This window comes from Streptomyces sp. NPDC025651 (assembly GCF_055558735.1).
The window spans coordinates 867724-893446 of record NZ_JBVHLZ010000003.1 but is presented as its reverse complement, the minus strand read 5'-3'; the positions used below and the strand labels follow the sequence as shown (position 1 = coordinate 893446).

Annotated in this window: 17 protein-coding genes; 11 read left to right on the top strand and 6 right to left on the bottom strand. The window is 73.1% G+C overall.

The window, feature by feature from the left end:
- The first annotated feature begins 14 nt into the window (after positions 1-14).
- The 3 genes from ACZ4D5_RS16240 to ACZ4D5_RS16230 are packed head-to-tail and all read left to right on the top strand — an operon-like array spanning position 15 to position 10866.
- Positions 15-8675 carry an amino acid adenylation domain-containing protein gene (locus ACZ4D5_RS16240; protein WP_467773008.1) on the top strand — a complete coding sequence of 2887 codons (8661 nt, stop codon included), beginning with the start codon at positions 15-17 and terminating at the stop codon, positions 8673-8675.
- Positions 8675-9919 carry a crotonyl-CoA carboxylase/reductase gene (ccrA, locus tag ACZ4D5_RS16235; protein ID WP_467773007.1) on the top strand — a complete coding sequence of 415 codons (1245 nt, stop codon included), beginning with the start codon at positions 8675-8677 and terminating at the stop codon, positions 9917-9919. Before ACZ4D5_RS16240 ends, ccrA begins: the two co-directional genes overlap by 1 nt.
- Entirely contained in the window at positions 9916-10866 is a 951-nt protein-coding gene (locus ACZ4D5_RS16230; protein ID WP_467773006.1) for a TIGR03621 family F420-dependent LLM class oxidoreductase, read from the top strand. Before ccrA ends, ACZ4D5_RS16230 begins: the two co-directional genes overlap by 4 nt.
- A 12-nt stretch (positions 10867-10878) precedes the next feature.
- Here the strand turns inward: ACZ4D5_RS16230 and desII are convergent, their stop codons facing one another.
- Together desII and ACZ4D5_RS16220 are read right to left on the bottom strand one after the other, a co-directional pair.
- Positions 10879-12336, bottom strand: a complete 1458-nt coding sequence (gene desII, locus ACZ4D5_RS16225; protein ID WP_467773005.1) for a dTDP-4-amino-4,6-dideoxy-D-glucose ammonia-lyase — start codon at positions 12334-12336, stop codon at positions 10879-10881.
- On the bottom strand, positions 12333-13538 hold the full coding sequence (locus ACZ4D5_RS16220) for an aminotransferase class I/II-fold pyridoxal phosphate-dependent enzyme (RefSeq protein ID WP_467773004.1): 1206 nt from the start codon (positions 13536-13538) through the stop codon (positions 12333-12335). The genes desII and ACZ4D5_RS16220 overlap by 4 nt, the downstream gene beginning before the upstream one ends.
- Before the next feature lie 199 nt (positions 13539-13737).
- On the opposite strand from ACZ4D5_RS16220, the gene ACZ4D5_RS16215 reads away from it, so the two are divergent.
- From ACZ4D5_RS16215 to ACZ4D5_RS16205, 3 genes are read left to right on the top strand one after another with little or no spacing between them, the layout of a single operon-like run.
- Positions 13738-13950, top strand: coding sequence for an MbtH family protein (locus ACZ4D5_RS16215; protein ID WP_467773003.1), 213 nt, complete (start codon positions 13738-13740; stop codon positions 13948-13950).
- Positions 13947-14822: a hypothetical protein gene (locus tag ACZ4D5_RS16210; protein ID WP_467773002.1), complete on the top strand. Its 876-nt coding sequence runs from the start codon at positions 13947-13949 to the stop codon at positions 14820-14822. Before ACZ4D5_RS16215 ends, ACZ4D5_RS16210 begins: the two co-directional genes overlap by 4 nt.
- A gap of 34 nt (positions 14823-14856) precedes the next feature.
- Positions 14857-15918 (top strand): glucose-1-phosphate thymidylyltransferase, encoded by a 1062-nt coding sequence (locus ACZ4D5_RS16205; RefSeq protein ID WP_467773001.1) that lies wholly within the window; start codon positions 14857-14859, stop codon positions 15916-15918.
- Between the two features lie 18 nt (positions 15919-15936).
- Here the strand turns inward: ACZ4D5_RS16205 and ACZ4D5_RS16200 are convergent, their stop codons facing one another.
- On the bottom strand, positions 15937-17232 hold the full coding sequence (locus tag ACZ4D5_RS16200) for a glycosyltransferase (RefSeq protein WP_467773000.1): 1296 nt from the start codon (positions 17230-17232) through the stop codon (positions 15937-15939).
- A 134-nt stretch (positions 17233-17366) separates the two neighbouring features.
- Here ACZ4D5_RS16200 and ACZ4D5_RS16195 point away from each other — a divergent pair, with 134 nt between their 5' ends.
- Positions 17367-18647 (top strand): glycosyltransferase, encoded by a 1281-nt coding sequence (locus ACZ4D5_RS16195; protein WP_467772999.1) that lies wholly within the window; start codon positions 17367-17369, stop codon positions 18645-18647.
- A 5-nt stretch (positions 18648-18652) separates the two neighbouring features.
- The gene (locus tag ACZ4D5_RS16190) at positions 18653-19264 is read left to right on the top strand and encodes a 4'-phosphopantetheinyl transferase family protein (protein ID WP_467772998.1); all 612 of its coding nucleotides are present in this window, start codon (positions 18653-18655) and stop codon (positions 19262-19264) included.
- A gap of 21 nt (positions 19265-19285) precedes the next feature.
- Here the strand turns inward: ACZ4D5_RS16190 and ACZ4D5_RS16185 are convergent, their stop codons facing one another.
- Positions 19286-20365 (bottom strand): NADH:flavin oxidoreductase/NADH oxidase, encoded by a 1080-nt coding sequence (locus tag ACZ4D5_RS16185; RefSeq protein ID WP_467772997.1) that lies wholly within the window; start codon positions 20363-20365, stop codon positions 19286-19288.
- A gap of 240 nt (positions 20366-20605) precedes the next feature.
- On the opposite strand from ACZ4D5_RS16185, the gene ACZ4D5_RS16180 reads away from it, so the two are divergent.
- On the top strand, positions 20606-20980 hold the full coding sequence (locus ACZ4D5_RS16180; protein ID WP_467772996.1) for an ArsR/SmtB family transcription factor: 375 nt from the start codon (positions 20606-20608) through the stop codon (positions 20978-20980).
- 13 nt (positions 20981-20993) lie between these two features.
- On the opposite strand, the gene ACZ4D5_RS16175 is transcribed toward ACZ4D5_RS16180, so the two are convergent.
- Positions 20994-22364, bottom strand: coding sequence for an FAD-dependent oxidoreductase (locus ACZ4D5_RS16175; protein WP_467772995.1), 1371 nt, complete (start codon positions 22362-22364; stop codon positions 20994-20996).
- Between the two features lie 211 nt (positions 22365-22575).
- Between ACZ4D5_RS16175 and ACZ4D5_RS16170 the strand changes: the two genes are divergently transcribed.
- Positions 22576-23181 carry a DUF6214 family protein gene (locus tag ACZ4D5_RS16170; RefSeq protein ID WP_467772994.1) on the top strand — a complete coding sequence of 202 codons (606 nt, stop codon included), beginning with the start codon at positions 22576-22578 and terminating at the stop codon, positions 23179-23181.
- A 178-nt stretch (positions 23182-23359) separates the two neighbouring features.
- On the opposite strand, the gene ACZ4D5_RS16165 is transcribed toward ACZ4D5_RS16170, so the two are convergent.
- The gene (locus ACZ4D5_RS16165; protein ID WP_467773040.1) at positions 23360-23983 is read right to left on the bottom strand and encodes a DUF305 domain-containing protein; all 624 of its coding nucleotides are present in this window, start codon (positions 23981-23983) and stop codon (positions 23360-23362) included.
- Between the two features lie 224 nt (positions 23984-24207).
- Between ACZ4D5_RS16165 and ACZ4D5_RS16160 the strand changes: the two genes are divergently transcribed.
- The gene (locus ACZ4D5_RS16160) at positions 24208-25710 is read left to right on the top strand and encodes an LVIVD repeat-containing protein (protein ID WP_467772993.1); all 1503 of its coding nucleotides are present in this window, start codon (positions 24208-24210) and stop codon (positions 25708-25710) included.
- Positions 25711-25723 lie beyond the last annotated feature (13 nt).

Sequence of the window (25723 nt, the reverse complement as noted above, 5' to 3'; positions counted from 1 at the left end):
GGGTGGAGTCGGGTGTGGTGGGTGGGCGTGGGGGTGTGGTGGTGCGGGAGCGGCCGGGTGTGGTGCCGTTGTCGTACGCCCAACGACGCCTGTGGGCCCTCGGCAAGCTGGCGGACACCGGCCCCCTCTACCACATCTCCCTGGCCGCCCGGCTGCACGGCGCCCTGGACAGGGACGCCCTGGAGGCCGCGCTCGCCGACCTGGTCGCCCGTCACGAGATCCTGCGCACCGTCTACCCCGAAGTGGACGGCGTGCCCCAGCAGTTGATCCTCGAACCGGAGGCCGCATGCCCGCGCCTGGGTGTCCTGGAGGTCCGGCCCGAGGAGGCGGACCGGGCGGCCCGGGCCGTCCGGTCCGAACCCTTCGCCCTGGCCACCGAACCCCCGTTGCGGGCACGGCTGCTCGCGCTGGGGCCGGAGCGCCACCTGCTGGTCCTTGTCCTCCACCACATCGCCGGCGACGCCGGTTCGGTGCGGCCTCTGGTGCGCGACCTGTCCACCGCCTACGCGGCGCGCCGGGCGGGCGAGGCCCCGCAGTGGCAGCCCCTGCCGGTCCAGTACGCCGACTACACCCTCTGGCAGCGCGAACTGCTCGGCGACGAGAGCGACCCCGACAGCGAACTCAGCCGCCAACTCGCCTACTGGCGGCAGGCGTTGGCCGACCTCCCCGAGGAGCTGGCCCTGCCCACCGACCGTCCCCGCCCCGCGGAGGCCGGTCACGAGGGCGGCGTCGTCCCCTTCGAGGTGGACCCGGAGCTGCACCGGAACCTCCTCGACCTGGCCCGCGCGCACGGCGTGACGCCGTTCATGGTGCTGCACGCCGCCCTCGCCGCGCTGCTGACCCGCCTCGGCGCGGGCACGGACCTGCCCATCGGCGCCGCCGTGTCCGGGCGGGGCGACGCGTCCCTCGACGAGCTCGTCGGCTTCTTCGTCAACACCCTGGTGCTGCGCACCGACACCTCGGGCGATCCGACCTTCGGTGAACTCCTGGCCCGCGTACGGGAGTCGGACCTCTCCGCCTACGCCCACCAGGACGTCCCCTTCGACCGGCTCGTCGAAGAGCTCAACCCGGCACGCTCACTGGCCCGCCACCCCCTCTTCCAGGTCATGCTCGTCCTGGACGACTTCGCCCGGCCCGAGGCCGGACTGGACGGGCTGGGCGCCGCGGACCCGGCGGGGGACGCCGCGGCCGCCGCGGCGGAGCCGCCGACCGAGGCGCAGGGCCGGGCCAAGTTCGACCTGTCCGTACGCCTGGTGGGGCAGGCCGCCGACGCCGCGGCGGCGGGCCTCGCGGGGTCGGTCGCCTATGCCGGTGCCCTCTTCGACCGGTCCACGGTCGAGGCGTTCGCGCAGCGGTTCGTCCGGCTGCTGCGCGCCCTGGTCACCGACCCCGCGCTGACCGTCGACGAGGCGGACATCCTGGGCGAGGCCGAGCGCGACCGGCTGCTGCACGGCTGGAACGACACCGAACGCGAACTGCCCCCGCTGCTCCTGCCGCGGCTCTTCGAGGAACAGGCCGCGCGCACCCCGGCCGCCCCTGCCGTCGTCTGCGGCGCGGACACCGTGTCGTACGCGGAACTGGACGCCCGCGCCAACCGGTTGGCGCGGCTCCTGGTCGAGCGCGGCGCGGGGCCCGAGAGCGTGGTCGCGCTGATGGTGCCGCGCTCCGTGGAGATGATCGTCGCCGTTCTGGCCACGCTGAAGTCCGGCGCCGCCTACCTGCCGATCGACAGCGAGTACCCCGCCGACCGGATCGGCTACATGCTCGACGACGCGCGTCCGGTCCTCGCCGTGGCCACCGAGGCGACCGCGGGCCGGCTGCCGTCCGCCGTCGACCCGATCGTCCTCGACCACACCTCCACGGAAAGGGAGTTGGGTCGCCGCTCGACGAGCGACCTCACCGACGCCGACCGGCGCGCCCCGCTGACCCCGCGCACCCCCGCCTACGTGATCTACACCTCCGGCTCCACCGGCCGGCCCAAGGGCGTGGTCGTGGAGCACCGCTCCGTCCCGAACATCGTGCTCGCCAGGATCGGGGCGTACGGCATGGGGCCGGGCAGCAGGGCGCTGCAGTTCGCCTCCCTCAGCTTCGACGCGGCCGTCTCCGAGATCTGCACACCGCTGTGCGCGGGAGCCTGCCTGGTGCTCGGCCCCGCCGACATGCTCGACCAGGCCGACCAACTGCCCACGCTGATACGGCAGTACGGCGTGACGCACGCGACGCTGCCGCCCGCGATCCTCGCCCAGCTCCCCGGCGACAGCCTGCCCTCGGTCGAGAACCTCGTCATCGCGGGCGAGGCCGCACAGGCGACCCTGGTCCCCAAGTGGGCCGCGGGGCGGCGGATGTTCAACGCGTACGGCCCCACCGAGACCACCGTCTCGTGCACCATGGCGGGCCCGCTGCCCGCCGTGCCGGGGGTGCCGCCGATCGGCGGCCCGCTGCCGAACGCCCGCGTGTACGTCCTCGACGACGCCCTGCGGCCCGTCCCTGTCGGCGTGCCCGGCGAGCTGTACGTCTCCGGCCTCGGCGTGGCCCGCGGCTACCTGGGGCGCGCGGCGCTGACCGCGGAGCGCTTCGTGGCCGACCCCTACGGCCCCGCGGGAAGCCGCATGTACCGCACGGGTGACCTGGCGCGCCGACGGGCCGACGGCCGGCTGGAGTTCGCGGGACGCGCGGACGGCCAGGTGAAGATCCGCGGCTTCCGCGTCGAACTGGGCGAGATCCAGACCGCGTTGGCGTCCTGCCCCGGCGTGGGCCGGGCCGTCGCCGTCGTACGCGAGGACCGGCCGGGCCGCAGGCAACTGGTCGGCTATGTGACCCCGGCGCCCGGCGCCGACGGCGAGATCGACACCGGGCGGATCCGCGCCCGGCTCGCCGAGCGGCTGCCCGGGCACATGGTGCCGACGGCGGTGGTGGCGCTCGACCGCATCCCCCTGACCGTGAACGGCAAGGTGGACCACGCGGCCCTGCCCGCGGTCCGGCCGGCCGCGACGGAGTCCGCGCGCCGCCCCGGCAGCCCCCGGGAGGAACTGCTCTGCCGGGTGTTCGCGGACGTGCTCGCGGTGCCCCGGATCGGCGTCGACGAGAACTTCTTCGCCCTGGGCGGAGACAGCATCACCGCGCTCCAGGTCGCCAGCCGGGCGCGCGCGGCCGGGCTCGTCGTCACCCCCAGGGACCTGTTCCGGCACCAGACCGTGGCCGAACTCGCCGCGTCCGTACGCGAGTCGCAGTCCCAGGACGACCGGCACCGCGACGACGGCGTCGGCGCCGTACCCGCGACCCCCGTCATGCGCTGGCTCGCCCAGCGGCGCGGCCCGGTCGAGCACCTCAACCAGTCGGTCCTGCTGACCGTGCCCGCACTGGGAGCCGAGCCGCTCGTCGCCGCCGTGCAGAGCCTGCTCGACCACCACGACGCGCTGCGCGCCACCCTCGTCGGCGGCGCCACCAAGGTCACCTGGGGCCTGAAGGTCGCCCCGCGCGGCGAGGTCCCGGCACACGAACGCGTGCGCCGGGTGGACATCACCGCCCACCCGGACGGCTCCCCGGAGCTCGCCGCCCTGGTCGCCCGGGAGGGCGAGGCCGCACGGGACCGCCTGGACCCGGAGTCCGGGGCGATGTTCCAGGTGGTGTGGTTCGACGCCGGACCCGACCGCACCGGCCGACTGCTCCTGATCGCCCACCACCTGGTCGTCGACGGGGTGTCCTGGCGCATTCTGGTGCCCGACCTGGCCCAGGCCTGGCAGAGCGCCGCGGCGGGGGAGGAGCCCCGGCTCGCCCCCGTGGGCACCTCGCTGCGCCGCTGGGCCCAACTCCTCCTCGCCGAGGGCCAGGACCCCGAGCGCGCCGCCGAACTGGACCTGTGGACCGGCATGCTGGACGGCGACGACCCCCGCATCGGCGCCGAGGCCCTCAGGCCCGCCCGGGACACCCGAGGAACGGCCGAGTACCGCACCGCCGCCCTGCCCGCGGACCTCACCGGCACGCTGCTCACCTCGCTGCCGGAGACGTTCCAGGTCCGCATGAACGACATCCTGCTGACCGGGCTCGCGCTCGCCGTCGCCGACTGGCGCGAACGGCACGGCTGGGGCGGTGACCGCACCGTCCTGCTGGACGTGGAGGGCCACGGCCGCGAGGAGATCGCCGACGAGATCGACCTGTCCCGCACCGTCGGCTGGTTCACCAGCGTGTTCCCGCTGCGCCTCGACGCGGGGGAGCCGGGGGAGCCCGCGGTGGTCGACGCCCTCAAGCGGACCAAGAGCCGCCTCAGGGAACTCCCCGACAACGGGCTGGGGTTCGGGCTGCTGCGCTACCTCAACCCGGACACGGCAGGCGTCCTCGCCCCGTACGCCACCCCGCAGATCGGTTTCAACTACCTGGGCCGGATGAACGGCGGCGCCCTCGACGGCGAGAGCCCGGCACCCACCGAGTGGTCGGTCAGCGCGGACCTCGCCGCCGGTGTCGACCCGTCCGACGGCGGCCTGCCGTTCGCTCACGCCCTCGAACTGACGGCCGCCGTACGTGACATGCCCGACGGCCCCCGGCTCGGCGTCAGCTGTGCCTGGCCCGCCGCGCTGTTCCCCGCCGAGCAGATCCAGGACCTGCTCGACACCTGGCTGCGGACACTGCGCACGCTGGCCGACCGGGCCCTCGGCTCCGGCGCGGGCGGACTCGTCCCCGCCGACCTGCCGCTCGTCTCCGTCACGCAGGAGGAGATCGACGCCTGGGAGGCCGAGCCGGACGGTGTCGACGACGTCCTGCCGCTCTCACCGCTCCAGGAAGGACTCTTCTTCCACGCCCTGTTCGCGGGCGAGGGCCCCGACGTCTACACCATGCAGACCACGCTCGACCTGACGGGCCCGCTGGACGCCGCGGCGCTGCGGGCCGCCGGGCAGGGCCTCCTGGACCGCCACCCCAACCTGCGTTCCTGCTTCCGCCACCGCGGCGGGGGCGACAGCGTCCAGATCGTCCCCCGCCGGGTCGAACTGCCCTGGACGGAGACGGACCTGTCCGGACTCGACGAGGACGCCAGGCAGGCGGAGTTGACACGCCTGACCGACGAGGCCCGCGCCCAGCGGTTCGATCTCGGCAGGCCGCCGCTGCTCCGCTTCACCCTGATCAGGCTCGGCGAGGACAGCCACCGGCTGCTGATCCTCAAGCACCACATCCTGCTCGACGGCTGGTCGGTGCCGCTGTTCATGCGGGACCTGTTCGCGCTCTACCGCCACGGCGAGCGGGCCGCGCTGCCGCCGGTCGTCCCCTACCGCGGCTACCTCGACTGGCTGTCGCGGCAGGACCGCGCGGCGACCGAGGCGGCCTGGGGCGACGCCCTGGCCGGCGTCTCGGAGCCCACGCTCCTCGCGGGCGCCGAGCCCGGCCCGCCGACCGAGATGCCGCGCCACGTCACCCGTGACCTGCCCGCCCCGCTCACCGCCGAGCTCCAGGAGCAGGCCGCACGGTCCGCGACCACCGTCAACACGTTCCTGCAGGGGGCGTGGGCGGTCCTCGCGGGACGGCTCCTCGGCCGCGACGACGTGATCTTCGGGACCACGGTCTCCGGCCGCCCGCCGGAGATACCCGGCATCGAGTCCATGCTCGGCCTGTTCATCAACACCGTCCCGGTGCGGGTCCGGCTGCGGCTCGGCGAGACCTGGCAGGAGCTGACCGCCCGCATCCAGGACGAGCAGACCGCGCTGAGCGCCCACCACCAGCTCGGACTCGCCCGCATCCAGCAACTGGCCGGTGTCGGAGAGCTCTTCGACGCGCTGGTGGTCTACGAGAACTTTCCCGCGCCCGCCTCGGGGGAGCCGACGGAGACCGGGCTGAGCGCCAGGGCCAGGGAGGGCCGCGCGGCGGCACACTACCCGCTCGCCCTGATCGCCAACATGACGCCGACGGGGCTGCGGCTGCGCCTCGACCACCGGCCCGAACTCGTCTCCCGCGAGCGGGCCGAGGAGCTCCTCGACCGCCTCGTACGCGTCCTGGAACAGGTCGTCGGCGATCCGCTGCGGCCCGTCGGGCGGATCGACGTCCTCGACCCGGCCGAGCGGCACCGGCTCCTGGACGGCTGGCACGGCGACGCGTTCACACCTGCCGCCGCCCTGCCCGCCACGATCCACGGCCGCTTCGCCGAATCCGTGGCCCAGGGGCCCGACGACACGGCGGTCCGCCACCGCGACACACGCCTCACCTACCGCGAGCTGGACGAGCGCGCCAACGCCGTGGCACGGCTCCTCGGTGAGCTCGGGGTGGGCCGGGAGACCCGCGTGGCCGTGCTCCTCGACCGGGGCGTCGACCTCGTGGTCGCCGTCCTCGCCGTCCTCAAGGCCGGCGGCGTGTACGTACCGCTGGAACCCGACACCCCGGAGCGGCGCCAGGAGCTGCTCGTCTCCGAGACCGCCGCGCCCGTCCTGCTCACCCACGAGGCGCTGACGCCCGCGTGGACCGCGAGGCCCGACGCGGGCGTGCGGGTCGTCGCGCTCGACAGCGACCCCCGGCCGGCCGCCCGGGACGTCACGGCGCCGCAGGTGGAGGTGGCGCCCGGCCAACTGGCCTACGTCATCTACACCTCCGGATCCACCGGCACCCCCAAGGGCGTCGCCGTCACCCACCAGAACGTGGTGGAGCTCGCGGCGGACCGCTGGTGGGGCCTCGACCGCCGGGCCAGGGTGCTCTTCCACTCGCCGCACGCCTGGGACGCCTCCACGCTGGAGTGGTGGGTGCCGCTGCTCGGCCACGGGGAGATCGTGGTCGCCCCGCCGGGCAAGCTCGACCTGGACGCACTCGCGGCCCTCGTGGTCGAGGAGCGCATCACCGGACTGTGGGCGTCCGGCGGCCTGTTCCGGCTGCTCGCCGAGGAACACCCGGAGTGCTTCGCGGGCCTGAGCGAAGTGCGCACCGGCGGCGACGTGGTCCCCGCCGACGCGGTCCGCAGAGCCCTGCGCACCTGCCGGGACACGGTGGTCACCGCCGGGTACGGGCCGACCGAGACCACGGTGTTCTCCACCCGCCACTCGATGCGCGCGGGCGACCCGGTGCCCGAGAGCGTGCCCATCGGCCGCCCGCTGGACGGCACCCGGGCCTACGTCCTGAGCCCCGGCCTCGAACCCGTGCCGGTGGGCGTCGTCGGTGAGCTGTACCTGGCGGGCTCCGGGGTGTCGCGCGGCTACGAGAACAACCCGGCCATGACGGCCGAGCGCTTCGTCGCCGACCTCTACGGCCCGCCGGGCACCCGCATGTACCGCACGGGCGACCTCGTCCGATGGCGCGCCGACGGGCTGATGGAGTTCGCGGGGCGGGCCGACGAGCAGGTCAAGCTGCGCGGATTCCGCGTGGAGCTGCGCGAGGTCGAGGTCGCCCTCACCGGCCACCCCGGGGTCGGCCAGGCGGTCGCGCTGGTCAGGGAGGACCGCCCCGGCGACAAGCGCCTCGTCGCGTACGTGGTTCCGGACGCAGGATCGCCCGCCCCCGAGCTGCCCGCCCTGCGGGAGCGACTCGCCGCGCTGCTCCCGGAGTTCATGGTGCCGTCCGCCTTCGTCGTCCTCGACCGGCTGCCGCTGACCGACAACACCAAGCTGGACCGTGCGGCACTGCCCGCGCCCGAGCTCGGGACCGAGCGCACCCGGCCGCCGCGCACCCCCCAGGAAGCGGTGCTGTGCGGTCTGTTCGCCGACGCGCTCGGCGTGCCCGAGGTCGGCCTCGACGACGACTTCTTCATGCTGGGCGGCAACTCGCTGACGGCCGCGGCACTCGTCAGCCGCATCCGCGCCACTCTGGGATCCCGGCTGAGCGTGCAGGCGCTGTTCACCGCGCCCAACGTCGCGGCGCTGGCCCGCCGCCTGGAGCCGGAGACCGGACCCGACGAGCACGGCGGCCTGGAGGTGCTCCTTCCGCTGCGCACCACCGGCGAGGAGGCCCCCGTCTTCTGCTTCCACGCGGGCGGCGGACTGAGCTGGCGCTACGCCGGACTGCTCCGGCACCTGCCGCCCGAGTACCCGGTGTACGGACTGCAGGCCCGCGCCTACAGCACGCCCGGCCACCGGCCGACCGGCGTCGAGGAGATCGCCGCGGACTTCGTCGAGCAGATCAGGAAGGTACGGCCCACCGGCCCCTACCACCTGCTCGGCTGGTCCTTCGGCGGCCTGGTCGCGCACGCCGTGGCCGCGCGTCTCCAGGCGGACGGCGACGAGGTCGCCACGCTCGCGCTGCTCGACGCCTACCCCGTCGAGGAGGGCACCGCGCCGCCCGCGGCCGCCGGCGACGGAGGCGAACTGCTGCGCGCCCTGCTGGAAGTGACCCATGCGGCGCCCGCTTCGTCCGGCACGGACGTCACCCGCCGGGAAGCGGCCGAGGCGCTGCGTGCCCTCGGCGACCCGCTCATGGAGCTGCTCGCCGACCGGCTCGACACGGTTCTGGAGGCCTTCCAGGACCACGTGGACCTGCGGCACGCGTTCGTCCCGCAGCTCGTCCGCGGGGACGCGCTGCTCTTCGCGGCCCTGCCCGACGGCGCGGACGCCGGGGAGCGCGCCGGGCGCTGGCAGCCCTACGTCGAGGGACGGGTGCACGCCCACGCGGTGCGCTGCACCCACGAACACATGATGGATCCGGAGCCGCTCGCCGAGATCGGGCGGATCGTCACCGCGCGGCTGCGTCGCACCGAGAGGGGAACGGACCGCTGATGGGCCAGGACATCTACGAGATCGGTGAGATACCGCCACTGGGCGAGGTGCCGCGCCACATGTACGCGGCCACGATCCGCCAGGAGCGCTACGGCGAACCCGCCGACGCCATCCGCATCGAGCCGATCGAGGTGCCGCCCGTGGGCCGGGGCCAGATCCTGCTCCTGGTGATGGCGGCGGGGGTCAACTACAACGGCGTGTGGGCCGCGCTCGGCACGCCCGCCGACGTCATCGCGGCCCGCCGCAAGCAGGGCGATCCGCACGACTTCCACATCGCGGGCTCCGAGGGGGCCGGGGTGGTGTGGGCGGTCGGCGAGGGCGTCACCCAGTACGGCGTCGGCGACGAGGTGATCGTGGGCGGGGTCCGCTGGGACGAGTCCGCCCCCGACATCCGGCTCGGCACCGACCCCACCGCGTCCCGGTCGCAGCGCGCCTGGGGCTACGAGCTCAATCACGGCTCCTTCGCCCAGTTCACGGTCGTCGACGAGTACCAGTGCCATCCGAAGCCGCCGCGGCTCACGTGGGAGGAGGCGGGCTGCTTCCTCGGCGGCGGCTCCACCTCGTACCGCATGCTGACCGGCTGGCACCCGCACCACGTGCGGCCCGGTGACCCGGTGTTGATCTGGGGCGGCTCCGGCGGCCTCGGGTCGATGGCCATCCAGATCGTCGACCACTTCGGCGGGATCCCCGTCGCGGTCGTCTCCGACGACGCCAAGCGGGACCACTGCATGCGGCTCGGCGCCCACGGGGTGGTCAACCGGCGGGAGTTCGACCACTGGGGCGGCCTGCCCGACCCGGACGACACCGCGGCGTACGGCGCGTGGCTGGACGGCGCACGCTCCTTCGGCCGGCGGTTCTGGGAGGTGCTCGGTGAACGTAAATCCCCGCGCATCGTCCTCGAACACCCGGGCAGGGACACGCTCGCCACGTCGGTGTACGTCTGCGACCACGCCGGGATGGTGGTGACCTGCGCGGGCACCAGCGGCTACCTCGGCCACATCGACCTGCGCTTCCTGTGGATGTTCCAGAAGCGGCTCCAGGGCTCGCACGCGGCCAACGTGCGCGAGACCCGGGCGATCATCGACCTGGTGGCGTCCGGGCGCGTCGATCCCTGTCTGAGCGAGACCGTGCCGTTCGAGGAGATCGGCCGGGCCCATCAGCGGGTGTACGAGAACCGGCACGCGGCGGGCAACACCGCGGTGCTGGTGAACGCCCCGGGCCCCGGCCTGAGGAGCCTGCCGTGACCGGCGGCCCCGCGTCCGGACACCACCCGTTCCGGTTCGGTGTGTACGTGGGGGCGCTCTCCGGCATCGACGCGCTGCGCGCCCTCGCGGTGGGCGCCGAGGACGCGGGCTACGCGTCCCTGCTCGTGCCCGACCACCTGGACGAGCGCTGGTCGCCGGTGGTCTCGCTGGCCCTCGCGGCCGGCTGGACCTCACGGATCGCCCTCGGCACCCTGATGCTCGCCGCCGAACTGCGGCGCCCCGCCGTGCTGTTCAAGGACCTGGCCACGCTCGACCAGGCGGCGCCCGGGCGCCTGGAGATCGGCATCGGCGCCGGCTGGTATCCCCCCGACTTCGCCCGCGCCGGCCTTCCCATGGCACCCCCCGGCGTCCGCATCGAACGGCTCGCCGAGACCGCGCACATCCTCAAGGAGCTCTGGGAGAAGGGCGCGGTCTCCTACGAGGGGCGCCACTGCTCGGCCCTCGACGCCGTCGGCGCGCCCCGGCCCGGCCCGGTGACCTGGGTCATGGGAGGCGGCGGCCCGCGGATGCTGCGGACCGCGGCGGAGCACGCGGACATCGTGTCGCTGACCGCGCGGCTCTCCTCCGGCCGCCGCGACAAGCCGCTCGGCGACAACGCCCGCGCCGAGCGGTTCGACGAACGGGCCCGCTGGGTGGGGGAGTTCGCGGCCGCGGCGGGCCGCCGGGCCCCGGAGCTGCAGTGCCTCCTCATCGACGCCGCGGTCGTCGCCGACCGCGACGCGTACGCCACCCACGAGCTGGCCCCCCGGTTCGGTCTGCCGCCCGGCGAGGTCCTGGACTCGCCCGTGGTCCTCGCGGGCACCGTCGACGAGATCTGCGCACGGCTACGGGAGCGCCGGGAGCGGTTCGGGATCAGCTACTGGGTGCTCCCCGCGGCGCGGTGGGAGGAGTTCGTGCCGGTCGTGGAGCGGCTGACCGGCACCTGAGCCCCGTCCGCGTCAGCGCAGCAGCCCGCGGTGCGCCGCCCAGCCCGCGGCGATGTCCGCCTCCAGCTGGTTGAGGCGTGCCGTGACCACCTGGTCGAAGCCGTCCATGAAGTACTCGTCACCGGCCCGCGGCTCCACCGAGGCGCGGGTCGTGACGAAGCCCCCGACCACGTCGAGCAGCGAACGCTCGGGCCCCACCCGTCCGGCGATGTAGCGGTCGGCGCCCTCCAGGCCGGGAAAGCCCGCCTCGCGGTACAGGTAGACGTCGCCCAGCACGTCGACCTGGACCGCGATCTGCGGATGCGCGCGGGGCCGCATCGTCCGCGGCCGGATGCGCACCAGCTCCGCCTCGGTGCCCGACTTCAGGGCGTGCAGGGCGTAGCCGTAGTCGATCCGCAGGGTGGGGGTCAGCCGCCGGGCCTTCTCCTCGAAGGCGCCCAGGATGTCCTGGAGTTCGGTCCGCTCGGCCGCGGAGAGGGCACCGTCAGGCCGTGCGCTGTAGTCCTCGCGCAGGTTCAGGAAGTCCACGGGCCTGCCGGGGGCGGCGGCGTCCAGCTCGGCGACGAAGTCGAGGACGTCGAGCAGCCGCCGGGCGCGCCCCGGCAGGATGATGTGGTTGAGGCCGAGCCGTACGGGCGCCTCGCGTTCGGCCCGCAACTGCTGGAAGCGCAGCAGGTTCGCCCGGACCCGGCCGAACGCCCGCCGTTTGCCGGTGGTGGCCTCGTACTCCTCGTCGGACACCCCGTACAGCGAGGTGCGGACGGCGCCGAGGTCCCACAGGCCGGGCTGGCGCTCCAGCGTCTGCTCGGTGAGGGCGAAGGAGTTGGTGTACAGCGTCATGGGGAAGCCGCGCCCCGCGGCCCTCCGCACCAGGTCGCCGAGCCCGGGGTTGGTGAGCGGCTCCAGGCCGCCCGAGACGTACACGGAATCGGGGGAGCCCGCGGGCAGTCCGTCGATGACCGAGGCCAGCGCCTTGTTGCCGTCCGTCAGGGCGGAGGCCGGATAGCGCGCCCCCGTCACACGTACGCAGAAGTGGCACCGGAACATGCAGCTCGGCCCGGGGTACAGGCCGACGATGAGCGGATGCGCCGGCCTGCCCTCCAGGACCGCGTCGAACGCTCCGCGCCCCTCCAGCGGCAGCACGGTGTTGGACCAGTACTGGCCCGACGGGCCCGCGGCCACCGCGTCCCGCAGCTCGGGAAGGTGCCCGAAGAGGTCGAGGAGCCGCCCGAATCGGGCGGTGTCCAGGGCGAGTTCGCGTCGTACGTCCTCCAGCGGTGTGAAGGGCCGGTTGCCGTAGTACCGTGCCAGGGCGACGAGCGGGCCCGCCGCGGCGTCCGCCTCGTCCGGCGGGCAGTGGCGGCGCTCCGTCAGCAGGTGCCGCACGGCTGCCGCCGCCGCGTCCGGGTCGTGGCCGGGGGCCGCGCACCGCGCCACCGCCCCGGTGCGCGGATCGAGTGCCGACGTCATGTGGATCGTCCCTTCATCTGCTGCCGACGGGCGGTCACTTCGTCGCTGCGGGAGACGACGAGGCGCAGTACGTCGCAGATCCTGCGGATGCTCTCGCGCGTGACGGCCGATCCGGTGGGCAGCGCGAGGACGCGCCCGGCGAGCCGTTCGGTGTGCGGGAGCCGGAAGGCGCGGCCGGAGCGGTAGGGCTCCAGTTCATGGCAGGCGGGGGAGAAGTAGGGCTTGGCCATGATGTGTTCGGCCTGCAGGATCTCCAGGACGAGGTCCCGGTCGACGCCCGTCACGGACTCGTCGATCTCGATGATCACGTACTGGTAGTTGCGAGCCTCCGACGGGTCGTGCGGGAGCAGCCGCACTCCCGGGACCGCGTCCAGGCCGGCGGCGTAGGCGTCGAAGTTCGACCGGTTGTGGGCGACGGCCCGGTCGAAGCCGTCGAGCGAGGTCAGCGCCATGGCCGCGGCGGCCTCGCTCATCTTGCCGTTGGTCCCGCCCGCCGGACTGCCGGCCCCCGGCCCCAGGCCGAAGTTGCGCAGGCTGCGCAGCCGAGCGGCCAGGGCGTCGTCGTCGGTGACGATCGCGCCGCCCTCGAATCCGGCCACCACCTTGGTCGGATGGAAGGAGAAGACCGACGCGTCGCCGAAGGAGGCGACGGGCCGTCCGCCGAGGGTGCAGCCGATGGCGTGTGCCGCGTCGAAGAACAGCGGGATCCCGTGGTCGACGGCGACCTTCTCCAGCTCGGGGGCCGGGCAGGTGCGGCCCCACAGGTGTACGCCGAGGATCGCCGAGGTGAGCGGGCCGACTGCCGCGGCGACGAGGTCGGGATCCAGCTGACCGGTGCGCGGGTCGACGTCGACGAACACCGGGTCGAGGCCGACCCAGCGCGCGGCGTGCGCGGTCGCGGCGAACGTCAGCGAGGGCATGATCACCTCGCCGCTGAGCTCCCGTGCGTGGCAGAGCATCTGGAGGGCCACCGTCGCGTTGCAGGTGGCGACGGAGTTGCGCACCCCGGCGAGCTCCGCGGTCCTGGCCTCGAACTCCACCGCCAGCGGGCCGCTGTTGGAGAGCCACTGGTTGTCGAGCGCCCAGTTGAGGCGGTCGAACAGGCGGTCGCGGTCGACAGCGTTGGGGGAGCCGACGTACAACGGCCGCAGAAAGGCGTGCACTCCGCCGAATATCGCGAGATCGTCTGTGGTCAGCTTCACAACGCTCCCCTGTATATTCGCCTTTTCATTTCGCCGAATGTCCGTGCCAGAGCGTCATGTTGACAGAAGAAACGGCGGATTGCGACGGCAGTTTCGCGTACAGGCGGGGTACAGCCGATCCGTGCCCATGTCGTGCACCATTCGAATTCCATGACTCTCGCGATTTCAGGCGCGATGCACAGGACAAGGGAGTGCCCGCATGACGAACCCGTTCGAGAACCCCGACGGCCGGTATGTCGTGCTGGTCAATCACGAGGGCCAGCACTCGCTCTGGCCGGTCTTCGCCGAGGTGCCGGACGGCTGGACGGTCGCCCACCCCGAGGACAGCCGCCAGGCCTGCCTGGACTACATCGAGGAGAACTGGACCGACATGCGGCCCAAGAGCCTCATCGAGCAGATGGGCGGCCGGTGACCGGTGCCGGGGAAGGGGCGGTCCAGGCCCCGCCGAGCCACCGGGTCACCGGCTGGAGCGGCGGTGCCGATTACTTCAGCTTCCCCGAACACCGCACATTCCGGCCCGAGTCGGTCGTCGACGTGCTGCGCGGCCGCCGCGCGGGCGTCGTCTTCCGCGGCATGGTCGCGCGGGACGTCTGCGCCGAACTCGCCGCCCGGTTCTGGGACAGCCCGGACCGGGAGCGGCGCAGCACCGAGGCCCCCAGCCACCACCTGGGCGCGTACCACTACCACAAGACGACCGAGCACTACCTGGACGAGTCCGAGCGCGCCGCCGCGGCCCTCGACAAGGTGCTCGACCTGCCCGACGACCCGCTGACCGTCTTCTACGCGGGCCTGGCCGGGGCGCTCGCCCCCGAAGGCGTGGACGTGCGCCTGGCCCGCCACCGCGGGCGCGTCGCCTCCCGCGGTCTGCTGCGCTCCTGGCACGGCGACGGCAGGTACGCCCTCGACCCCCACGAGGACCGCTCCCAGTGCACCGAGCCGCGGCAGGCGGACTTCGAGATCCAGCGGGTCGTCGACCACGAGGTCTGCGCCCTCAACGTCTGTCTGGAGAACGGCGACGGCGGCCGCCTTGTGGTGTGGAACATCCGGCCGGACGACGCCTCCAAGCGGCGGATGGGCCTGCACCACACGGGCTCCCCGTACCCGACCTCCTCCCTGGCCGGCATCGAGTGCAGGTGGATCGACGTCCACCCGGGAGACGTCTACGTCTTCAACGGCTCCCACGTGCACGCCGTGGAGCCCAACTCCGACCCCGGCAGCAGGCGCACCTCGCTGGCGGGGATCTTCGGGTTCATCGACGACGCCACGGTGGTCTCATGGACGTGAGTGCCCGGCACCGCGGCGGCGGGCAGGACCACCGGTGAAGGCCCTCGTCCTCGCGGGCGGCACGGGCACCCGGCTGCGGCCGCTGACCCATTCGTCCGCCAAGCAACTGGTGCCGATCGCCAACCGGCCGGTGCTCTTCCACGTCCTGCGGGACGTGGCGGACGCCGACATCAAGGAGGTCGGCGTCGTCGTCGGGTCGACGGCGGACGAGATCCGGGCCGCCGTCGAGGACGACGACTCGGTGAACCTCGACATCACGTACATCCCCCAGGAGGAACCCCTGGGGCTCGCCCACGCGGTGCTCCTGGCCCGCGACTTCCTCGGCGACGAGGACTTCGTGATGTATCTGGGCGACAACTACCTGCGCGGCGGCATCACGGACCTGGTGGCCGAGTTCCGCCGCGACCGTCCCGCCGCGCGGCTGCTGCTGGCCAGGGCGGACGACCCGGGCGGCCTGGGCGTGGCCGAACTGGACGCGGCCGGGCGGGTGGTGGGCCTCGAGGAGAAACCCGCGGTGCCCAAGGGGGACCACGTCGTCGTCGGCGTGTACGTGTTCACCCCGGCCGTCCACGAGGCGGTGCGTGCCATCTCCCCTTCCGCGCGCGGCGAGTTGGAGATCACCCACGCCGTCCAGTGGCTGATCGAACGCGGCGCGGACGTCCGCTCCACGACCCACACCGACTACTGGCGGGACACCGGCAACGTCACGGACCTCCTCGACGCCAACCGGGTCGCCCTGGAGTCCGTGGAGCCCCTGGTGGCCGGGGACGTGGACGCGGCCACCGAACTCGTCGGCCTGGTGCGGATAGCGGAGGGCGCCGTGGTGCGCGGCTCGCGCATCGTGGGCCCGGTGGCCGTCGGCGCCGGCACGGTGATCACCGGGTGCCGCGTGGGCCCGTACACCGCGATCGCCGAGCGGTGCCGCGTCGAGGACAGCGAGATCGAGGGCTCGATCGTGCTCCCCGGCTCCTCGATCACCGGCGTGGGCCGCATCGAGGCGTCCCTCATCGGCCGCCACGCGCAGGTCGCTCCGGCCGCCCCCGGCGCCCACCGTCTCGTCCTCGGCGACCACTGCACGGTGCGGATCGCGCCGTGACCCCCGGGCGGCGGGGCGTCAGCGCCCCCGCACACCCTCGGCGTGCACCTTCTCAAGGACCCGGACCGCCGCCCCCAACCCGTCCTCCGCGCCGAGCAGTTCGCGGAAGCGGGCGGCGGCCGCCGCGATCCCCGGGTCCGTCACCGCGCGCCGGATGTCCGCGGCGAGCCCTTCGGGGGTGAGGTCGCGCTGCATGACGGGGGGCGGGGCCACGCCGAGCCGGTGCAGGTGCTCGCCCCACATCCGCTGGTTCGTCTCGAACGCGCAGATGACCTGGGGGACTCCGGCGCGCAGCGCGTCGTTGTACGTGCCGGGCCCGCCCGCGTGGACCACCGCGCGCACCCGGGGCAGCAGCCACGCGTAGGGCACGTCCTTGACGGTGAGGATGTCGTCCGCGTACTCGCCGACCTGGATGCCGCCCCAGCCCTCGACGACCACGGCCCGCTGCCCGGACGCCCGCACCCCTTCGAGCACGACCCGGGCCGTGGCCCGCGGATCGGGGCTCAGGGTGCTGCCGAAGCCCACGAACACCGGCTTCTCGCCCGCCTCCAGGAACCGCACGAGCTCGGCGGGCGGCTGCCAGCCGGGAGTCGGCGGCAGATGCCAGAAGCCCGCGGTGTGCACGGTGTCGGGCCAGTCGTCGGCGGGTGGGATCACCTGCGGGCTGAAGATGTGCAGCACCGGGGTGGGGCTGCCGTCGGCCCGGTACCGGAAGTCCAGGAAGCCGTCCCGGGGCGGCAGTTCGAGCGTCTCCGACCGCCAGTGCTCGATCATGTCGATCAGCTGTCGCGGAATGTAGCTGTACGGATCCGCACCGCTGTCGTCCGCCTGGTCGCTGAAGACGTCCGAAAGGCGTCCGAAGGCAGGGTACTTGCGGGAGACGACGAAGTTCGGGTACAGCACGGCGAACACGTTCGGGACGCCCAGCTTCTCCGCGATCTGGGCGATCTGTTCGCGCGAGGCCTGCGAGTGGACGATGACGTCGGCGCCGTCGGCCGCCGCCTCCCACATGTCCTCGAGGATGATCGGGTAGCGGTCCACCGCCTCCTGCTTCAGGGCGGCCCGCGCGGCCTCCGTCTCCGGCGTCCGCCGGTCGCTGGTCCAGCGCAGCCTGCGCACCTCGGGCCTCTGCCACAGCGTGATGGACCAGTCGTCGAGACCGGCGAAGTCCACGTCGTAGGCGGCGGCGAAGGGGGCGAAGAGCCGGGGCGCGACCAGGGTCGCGGAGTGCCCGGCCCGGTTCAGGGCATGGGCCAGGGCCAGATACGGCTGTACGTCGCCACGGCTGCCGTGGCAGTACACCAGAGCCTTCATGCCGGTCTCCTCCGCTGGTGGACGACGTGGATCACGGTCATGCTCATCGACCGCCGCGGCGTCGACAAGAGGCAGCTTCGCGCGTGCAGTCGGCGTCCAGCCGGCCGGGGCCGGGCGGCTCTAATGTCGCCGGGGTGAAGGTGCTCATCTACTCCCATGGCACGCGTGGCGATCTGCAGCCCTATCTGGCCGTCGCCCACGCGCTCAATCGCGCCGGGCACACCGCCACTCTCGTCGGTCCGAGCATTTTCGAATCCTTCGCGGAGTCGTACGGTGTGCGGTTCGCCCCGGTGACCGACGAAGGCGTGAAACTGCTCCAGCGGCCGGACGTCCGCAAACTGCTCCTCACCACGGACCCGGAATCCGAGGAATACCGAAAGGCCCGCGAGGCGATATTCCGCGAATTCATGCCCAGGACGTATCCCGTCCTGCTCCGGCAGCTCTGGGACGCGGCGCGCGACGGGGCCGATCTGCTGGTCCACTCGCACCATTCACGTCAGGTCATGCACCAGATGGCCGAGAAGCTGGGCATCCCGAACGTGCTCGCCACGCTCCACCCCAACCTCGTGCCGTCCCACCGCTACCCGCCGCGGCTCGGCTCGCTGGAGGCCGGGCCGGACAACATGGAGCAGCACGCCAAGGCGCACAGCGCCCCCCTCAACCCGCTCCTCACGGAGATGATCTCCACGTGGCGGGCGGAGACCCTGGGTCTTCCTCCCCGTGACGATTACCTGGACTTCCGGCACCGCCCCGACGGCACGCCGACCCCCGTCCTGCACGGCTTCAGCCCGCACGTCATCGAACCCGCCCCGGAGTGGCCCGACTGGGTCCACACCACCGGCTTCTGGTCGCTGCCCGCCAACCAGCGGCCCTCGCCGGAACTGCTCCGCTTCCTGGAGGCCGGCGAACCCCCGGTCTTCTTCGGCTTCGGCAGCCTCTCGCACGGCGATCCGGAGAAGACCGGGCAGCTGGTCATCGACGTGGTCCGCCGGACGGGCGTGCGGGCCGTGGTCGTCACCGGCTGGGGCGGCATCACCATCACGGACCCGCCCGCGAACGTCCTGGTGGAGAGCGACGTCCCGTACGACTGGCTGTTCCCGAGGGTCCGCGCGGCCGTGCACGCCGGGGGGCCCGGCACCCTGAACGCGGCCCTCGAAGCGGGCATCCCCCAACTGGCCTGCCCCTTCCACAAGGAACAGCTGATGTGGGGCAACCTCCTGCGCGACCTCGGTGTCGCACCGGAGCCCATCCCGTACAGCGATCTCACGGTGGACGGGCTCGCCGACGCGGTGCGGCACACGCTCACCGACCCCGGGATCGCCGCCGCGACCCACCGCCTGGCGGAGGAACTCCAGGGGGAGAACGGGGCGGAGAACGCGGTCAAGGCCCTGGAACACATCCACCGGGAAGCCTGACCGGGGTGGCGCGCCCGGGCGTGACCGTGCTGTGGGGACCCACGGCGGGCGACGCGCGCGCCGCGGCGCACGCCGCCCTGCTGCGCGGAGCGGCGCTGCTGACCGGGGAGCCGGCCGACGCCTTCCGCCGGACGTACGAACCGGGCGGCCGCCCCCGCCTTTCCGGACCCGGCGCGCCGCCGCACGTGAGCGTCAGCCACGGCCGCGGCGTCTGGGCCGTGGCACTGGGCACCGCGGGGCCGGTCGGCGTGGACGTCGAAGGCGTACGGCCCCTCCCCGCCCTGCGCATGGCAAGGCGGTGGCTGGACGCCCCCGCCGCGCAGTGGCTCGCCCAACTCCCGGCGGCCGCGCGGCCCGTGGCGTTCCTGTGGCTGTGGACCCAGAAGGAGGCGATCGGCAAGGCGTCCGGCCGGGGGCTGCGCGACGGAGGCCTCGGCCGTCCGGTGCCGGTCCCCGCGCGCTGGCCGCCCGCGCGCGGCGGACGACCCGCCCTGCGGCCCCTCGCCGACGACCCCGGGATCTTCTGTGCCGCCCTGCTCGGCGACGCGGGACGGCACGTCCTGGCCCTCGCCTCGGCCGCCCCCGCGACCGTCGAACTGCACGGCTGCTTCACCTGACGACGGGGGACGGCCGATCGCTCACACGAAGATGCGGTACTGGTCGGGCACCTGCGCGTCGGCGCCGAGCTCGCGCGCCGCGCGCCGCGCCCAGAAGGGGTCGCGCAGCAGTTCACGGCCGAGCAGGACGGCGTCCGCCTCGCCGTTGGCGAGGATCTTCTCGGCCTGCGCCACCTCGGTGATCAGACCGACGGCGGCGACCGCAAGCTCCGTCTCGGCCTTCACACGCGCGGCGAACGGGACCTGGTAGCCCGGCCCGACGGGGATCCTGACGCCTGCCGCGTTGCCGCCCGTGGACACGTCGAGCAGGTCGATGCCGTGCTCCTTGAGGGTGCGGGCGAAGCGCACGGTGTCGTCCGGCGTCCAACCCGCCTCCTCCAGCCAGTCGGTGGCGGAGATGCGGAAGAAGAGGGGCTTGTCGTCGGGCCACACGGCGCGCACCGCGTCGACCACTTCGAGCGCGAAACGGGTGCGGTTCTCGTACGAGCCGCCGTACTCGTCGGTGCGCTTGTTGGAGTGCGGGGAGAGGAACTCGCCGATGAGGTAGCCGTGGGCGCCGTGGAGCTCGGCGACCTCGAACCCGGCGTCAAGGGCGCGCCGCGCGGCGTCGGCGAACTCCCCGACGACCGCACGGATCTGCTCGACGGTCAGCTCCGTCGGCACGGGGTGGTTCTCGTCGAAGGCGACCGCGCTGGGGGCGACCGGCTGCCAGCCGTGCGCGTCCGGGCCGACCGGGGCGCCGCCCTGCCAGGGGCGGCCGGTCGCCGCCTTGCGGCCCGCGTGGGCGAGCTGGATCGCCGGCACGGTGTTCTGGCTCTTGAGGAAGTCGGTGGTGCGGCGGAACGCCTGGACCTGCGTGTCGTTCCAGATGCCCAGGTCGTAGGGGCTGATGCGGCCCTCGGGGCTGACGGCCGTGGCCTCGACGACGATCAGGCCCGTGCCGCCGGCGGCGCGCGCCGCGTAGTGCGCGAAGTGCCAGTCCCGCGGGACGCCCGCCTCGGGTCCGTCGGGCGCCGCCGAGTACTGGCACATCGGAGGCATCCAGACCCGGTTCGGGATCGTCAGCGATCGCAGGGTGTACGGCTCGAACAGCGCGCTCACGGCGGCCTCCATTCGTCAGGGCCATGCGTCATGGCTGCGGTACTGCACGGCTGGGGTGCGGCATGGCTGAAGTGCTGCTCGTACGATAGACCTCGTAGTACGGCGACTGTCAAACTACGAAGACTCTCGTACAATGGCACGCAGCATCAGGGGCGCCGGATTCGGGACGCAGGATCGGGAGCCCGCGATCAGGGAACCCAGGACGAAGCGATCAGGGACCCAGGACGAAGTGGAGCCGCCATGACGACCGCCGCCGCGACCGGCAGCGCGAGCAGCAGGACGCTCGCCCACCCCGAGCCCGACGACATCCGCCTCGAAGCCGTGCTGCACGCCTTCGCCGACCCCATGCGGATGCGGGTGGTGCGGGCCCTGGCGCGGGAGGAGGGTGCGGACGGGCTCTCCTGTTCGTACTTCGCGCTGCCGGTCACGAAGTCCACCTGCACGCACCACTTCCGGGTGCTGCGCGAGAGCGGCGTCATCCGGCAGATCTACCGCGGCACGGCCAAGCTCAACGTGCTCCGCCGCGCCGACCTGGACGCGCTCTTCCCCGGCCTGCTCGACAGCGTCCTCGCGGCGGCGGCCCGCCAGGCGGACCGGCTCGGCGCCGAGGGCTGACCGGCCGCCGGGCTCAGCCCCCTGCGCCCCGCGCCGCGGCCCGCAGTCCCGCCCAGTCCGGGATCTTCACCACGCCCCGCCCGAGCGAGCGCCCGAGCTCCGCCTCGGCGCGCTCGATCGCCAGCCACCCCGACCACTCGACGGGCCGCAGCCCCGCGGCCCTGAGCCCGGCCAGCGGATCCCGCGGAACGTCCCTGCGTACGAGTTCGGGGGCGTCGTCGAGCAGTGAGAGCACCGTCTCCTTGGCGCACGGACGGTTGGTGCCGATCACGCCGGTCGGGCCGCGTTTGATCCACCCGGCGACGTACTCGCCCGCCGACGGCGCCCCGCCGCGCAGCACCCGCCCCGCGGCATGCGGCACGGTGCCCCGCCCGGGGTCGAACGGCAGCCCCTCGATGGGCACTCCGCGGTAGCCGGCCGAGCGCAGCACCAGTTGGGCCGCGATGTCCTCGTGACGTCCCGAACCCGTCACGCCGCCCCGGCCGTCCGGCAGCGTGCGTTCGAACCGCGCGCCGGCGACGCGGCCCGTGGGCCCCGCCGTGAGCGAGACCGGCCGCAGGAAGAAGCGCAGGTTGATCCGCCGGGCCAGGTCCCGTGCGGGACGCTCGGCCCAGCCGCGCATCACCTCCACGTTGCGGCGGCTGGCCGCGGGCAGGCCGGTCGGGTCGACGTAGGCGGGGTCGAGCGCCAACTCGGCCGGGTCCACGACGACTTCGGTGTCCGGGAGCGAGCCGAGCTCCCGCAGCTCCTTGGTGGTGAACCGCGCCTGCGAGGGGCCGCGCCGTCCCATCATGTGCACCTCGCGCACCCGGCTGCCGGCGAGCACGCCGAGCGCCGCGTCCGGCATGTCGGTGGGCCGCAGTTCGGTCACGCCGCGGGCCAGCATCCGGGCGACGTCCACCGCCACGTTGCCGACGCCGATCACGACGGCGGACTCCACGCCCCGTACGAAACCGTCCTGTTCGAAGCCGTCCGCGTCCGGCACGTCGGGGTGCGCGCTGTACCAGGAGACGAAGTCGGTCGCCGAGTGGCTGCCGGGCAGGTCCTCGCCGGGCACCCCGAGCCTGCGGTCCGCCGCCGCGCCGACGCAGTAGACCACCGCGTGGTAGAGGCCGAGCAGCCGGTCGGGAGGCAGGGTGGCGGGGCCGATGTCGATGCCGCCGAGGAAGCGCACGTGCTCGTGTTCGAGGACCGTACGCAGGTTGTTCTGGAGGGACTTGATCTTCTCGTGGTCCGGCGCGACGCCGTAGCGGACCAGGCCGTAGGGGCACGGGAGGCGGTCGAGCACATCGACCCGCACGTCCGGAACCCGGTCCTGCTGGACGAGGGTCTGTGCGGCGTACACCCCGCTGGGACCCGATCCGACGACGGCGACCTGCAGCACGGCGGTGCTCCTTCCGCGAGGTGACCCCGGGACGGTCTCAGGATCGCACCGCGGGGTGGGCGATGTCAGGGGTGTGCGGCGGGTCGTGACCGTGCGGCGGCGGGGAGTGCGCCGGGCGGGCGTGCGCTGTCAGGGTGCCCGTCGTCGCCTCCTCGATGTCCGTGTGCGCGCCTTTCCTGATCAAATGCGACTGCGTCGATAACGTGCGCCTGTGCTCGATAGCTCATTTGTTGATGTTCCTGATCACTATCGACCGGACGCCGCGGTCTCGGTCTGGCCGACCTGGGAGCTGCAGGGGCACGGCTCCGCGGCGGCGGAGTGGGGCGAGGGGCCTCGGGGTGACGCCCTTCCGCCGTGGTTCCACGTCCGGCTGACCTTCGGTGACGGCGCCGCCGTCGACGTGCTCGCCGTCGTCGCGCACGGCCGGATCGCCATCGAGGACCTGCGCGCCCAGCCTCCGCTCTCCCTCGACGACCTCGCCGCGCTCGCCGACTGGATCGAACGCCCCCTGGAGGACGCCTGCCGCGTGGTGGCGGAGCAGCACGCGGCAGGCACCGGGGGCCGCCGACCGTGGGGCGACGACCTCGCGGACTGCCCGCAGGACTCCTCCGCGGCCCGTCGCGCCCGCCCGGCCTGGCCGCGCGGCAGCGAGGGGCGCCGCATCGTGGCCGACGCGTACCGCGCCGCGCAGGACGAGGGCCGCGACCCGGTGCTGGCCGTGATGTGCGCGACGGGCCGAAGCCGCCGCAAGTCCCTGAAACTGATCGCGGCGGCACGAGACGCGGGCTACCTGGCCCCACGCCACAACCGCAGATAACCGCCTCCCTCGCCCCCCCCGGACGGTCGGCCCTCGGGCGCGACCGCAGGCGGGCGGTACCTCGGCGCGCCGGCGGCTGATGGGCACCTCGGTGCGACCGCGAACCCGCGGCGCTTGGGCACTTCGGCGCGACCACGAACCCGCGGCGCTGCCTCGCCGCGACCGCGAAGTGGCGTCCTCAGTCCAGCTTCCGCATCCTGCTGATCTCGCTCGACTGCTGTGCGATCACGTCGTTCGCCATCTCCTCGACCTGGATGTTGTTGCCCTCGGAGAGGACGTCCGCGGCCATCGTGACCGCGCCGGTGTGGTGCGTGATCATCAGTTTCAGGAAGAGCTCGTCGAACGCCCTGCCCTTCGCCGCGCGCAACTGCTCCAGCTGCGCCTCCGTGGCCATGCCCGGCATCGATCCGTGGTCGTGCCCGGCGTGTTCGCGTGGGCCTCCGTGGGTCTTCAGCCAGCCCTTCATCGCGCCGATCTCCGGCCCCTGTGCCGCGCTGATGCGGGACGCGAGCCGCTTGAGGCGGCCCGACTCGGCCCGCTTCGGGGCGAGTTCGGTCATCTTCAGGGCCTGGCCGTGGTGCACGATCATCATCTGTGTGTACGTGAAGTCGGCCGCGTTGGGGGTGTCGTCGTCGACCCTCCGCTCCGCGGCGTCCTGCGCGGACAGCGTCGCCGCGCTCTCGCCCGGTCTGCCCGGCGCGATCACCGAGGGGCCGGGCGCCGCCTTCTTCCCGGCGTCCGGCCCGCCCTCGCCGCCCCCCTCGGAGTCACAGCCCCCGAGCAGGACAACGGCTGTCGTCATGAGCGCGGTGACGGCGGACGTACGACGGTTGAGCACTGCGACCTCCTATGGGATGTGGGGGAGTTGGGTTCCGTCCCGGCACGTCTACCGGTGCTCGGCCGAACACCCGTGTGCTGACAGGCTCGTTACGGGAACGTTGCCCTCTATTGATCTGTGCATGATGAGCACGATACTGCGGGTGTCCGTGATCCGTTCGACTGCGAACGGCGACAAGGGAGGACGCAGTGACCCTGTTGAACAACCCCCGAACTCGGCGCAGACGCCTGGGAGTCGGAGCTGCCGCGGCCGGGCTGCTCGCCGCGCTGCTCACCGCCGCGCCCGCGGGAGCCGTCCCCGAGCCGGGCGACACCCCCGCCGTCCCGAAGAGCGTCTCCAAGAGCGACGCCGCCGAGACCAGGGACGCCATCGAGCGGGGCGACATACCCGCCCCCGACGAGGTCGTCCACTCGGACAACATCGAGCACCTGGCGAACATCCCCAAGGACGCGCTGCCCGGCCACAACACGGACCTCGCCTTCCAGGGGAAGTACGTCTTCGCCGGAAATTACGACGGCTTCCGCATCTACGACATCAGCAACCCCAAGGCCCCCAGGACCGTTTCGCAGGTCCTGTGCCCCGGATCGCAGAACGACGTCTCCGTCTCCGGGAACCTGCTCTTCCTCTCCACCGACTCCTCGCGCAGCGACAACTCCTGCAACAGCACCACGCAGCCCGCGACGGAGAAGTCCTCCTGGGAGGGCATGAAGATCTTCGACATCAGCGACAAGGCGAACCCCAGGTACGTCTCGGCCGTCGAGACCGCCTGCGGCTCCCACACGCACACGCTGGTGCCGGAGCGCAGGAACGTCTACGTCTACGTCTCCTCGTACGGCCCGAACGCGGCGTTCCCCGACTGCAAGCCGCCGCACGACGGGATCTCGATCATCAAGGTGCCGCGCAAGGCCCCGCAGAAGGCCGCGGTCGTGAACTTCCCCGTGCTCTTCCCCGGTGAGGGCCCCGACGGCGGCGGCAACCCGGGCGGGCCCACCAACCCGGGCGTCTCCAAGACCACCGGCTGCCACGACATCACCGTGCTGCCCTCCGAGGACCTCGCGGCGGGCGCCTGCCTGGGCGACGGCATCCTGTTCTCCGTCAAGGACCCGGAGAACCCGAAGATCATCGACCGGGTCCAGGACAACAAGAACTTCAACTTCTGGCACTCGGCGACCTTCAACCAGAAGGCGGACAAGGTCGTCTTCACCGACGAGCTGGGCGGCGGCTCCGGCGCCACCTGCAACGAGGCCACCGGTCCCGAGCGCGGCGCCAACGGCATCTACGACATCAAGGGCAAGGGGGACAAGCGCAAGCTGGTCCTCAGGAGCTACTTCAAGATCGATCGCCACCAGGCCGACACCGAGAACTGCGTGGCCCACAACGGCTCGCTGATCCCGGTCAAGGGCAAGGACCTCATGGTCCAGGCCTGGTACCAGGGCGGCGTCTCCGTCTGGGACTTCACCGACTCGACGAAGCCCAAGGAGATCGGCTACTTCGAGCGCGGCCCGCTCGCCACCGACAGGATCGTCACTGCCGGTTCGTGGTCGGCGTACTACTACAACGGCCGGATCTACTCGAACGACATGGCCAAGGGACTCGACGTCCTGAAGATCGACGACAGGCGCACCGACCCCGCGCGGAAGGTCCGGCTGCGCGAGCTCAACGTCCAGACGCAGCCCGAGTACTTCGACTGACCGGCTGCTTCGA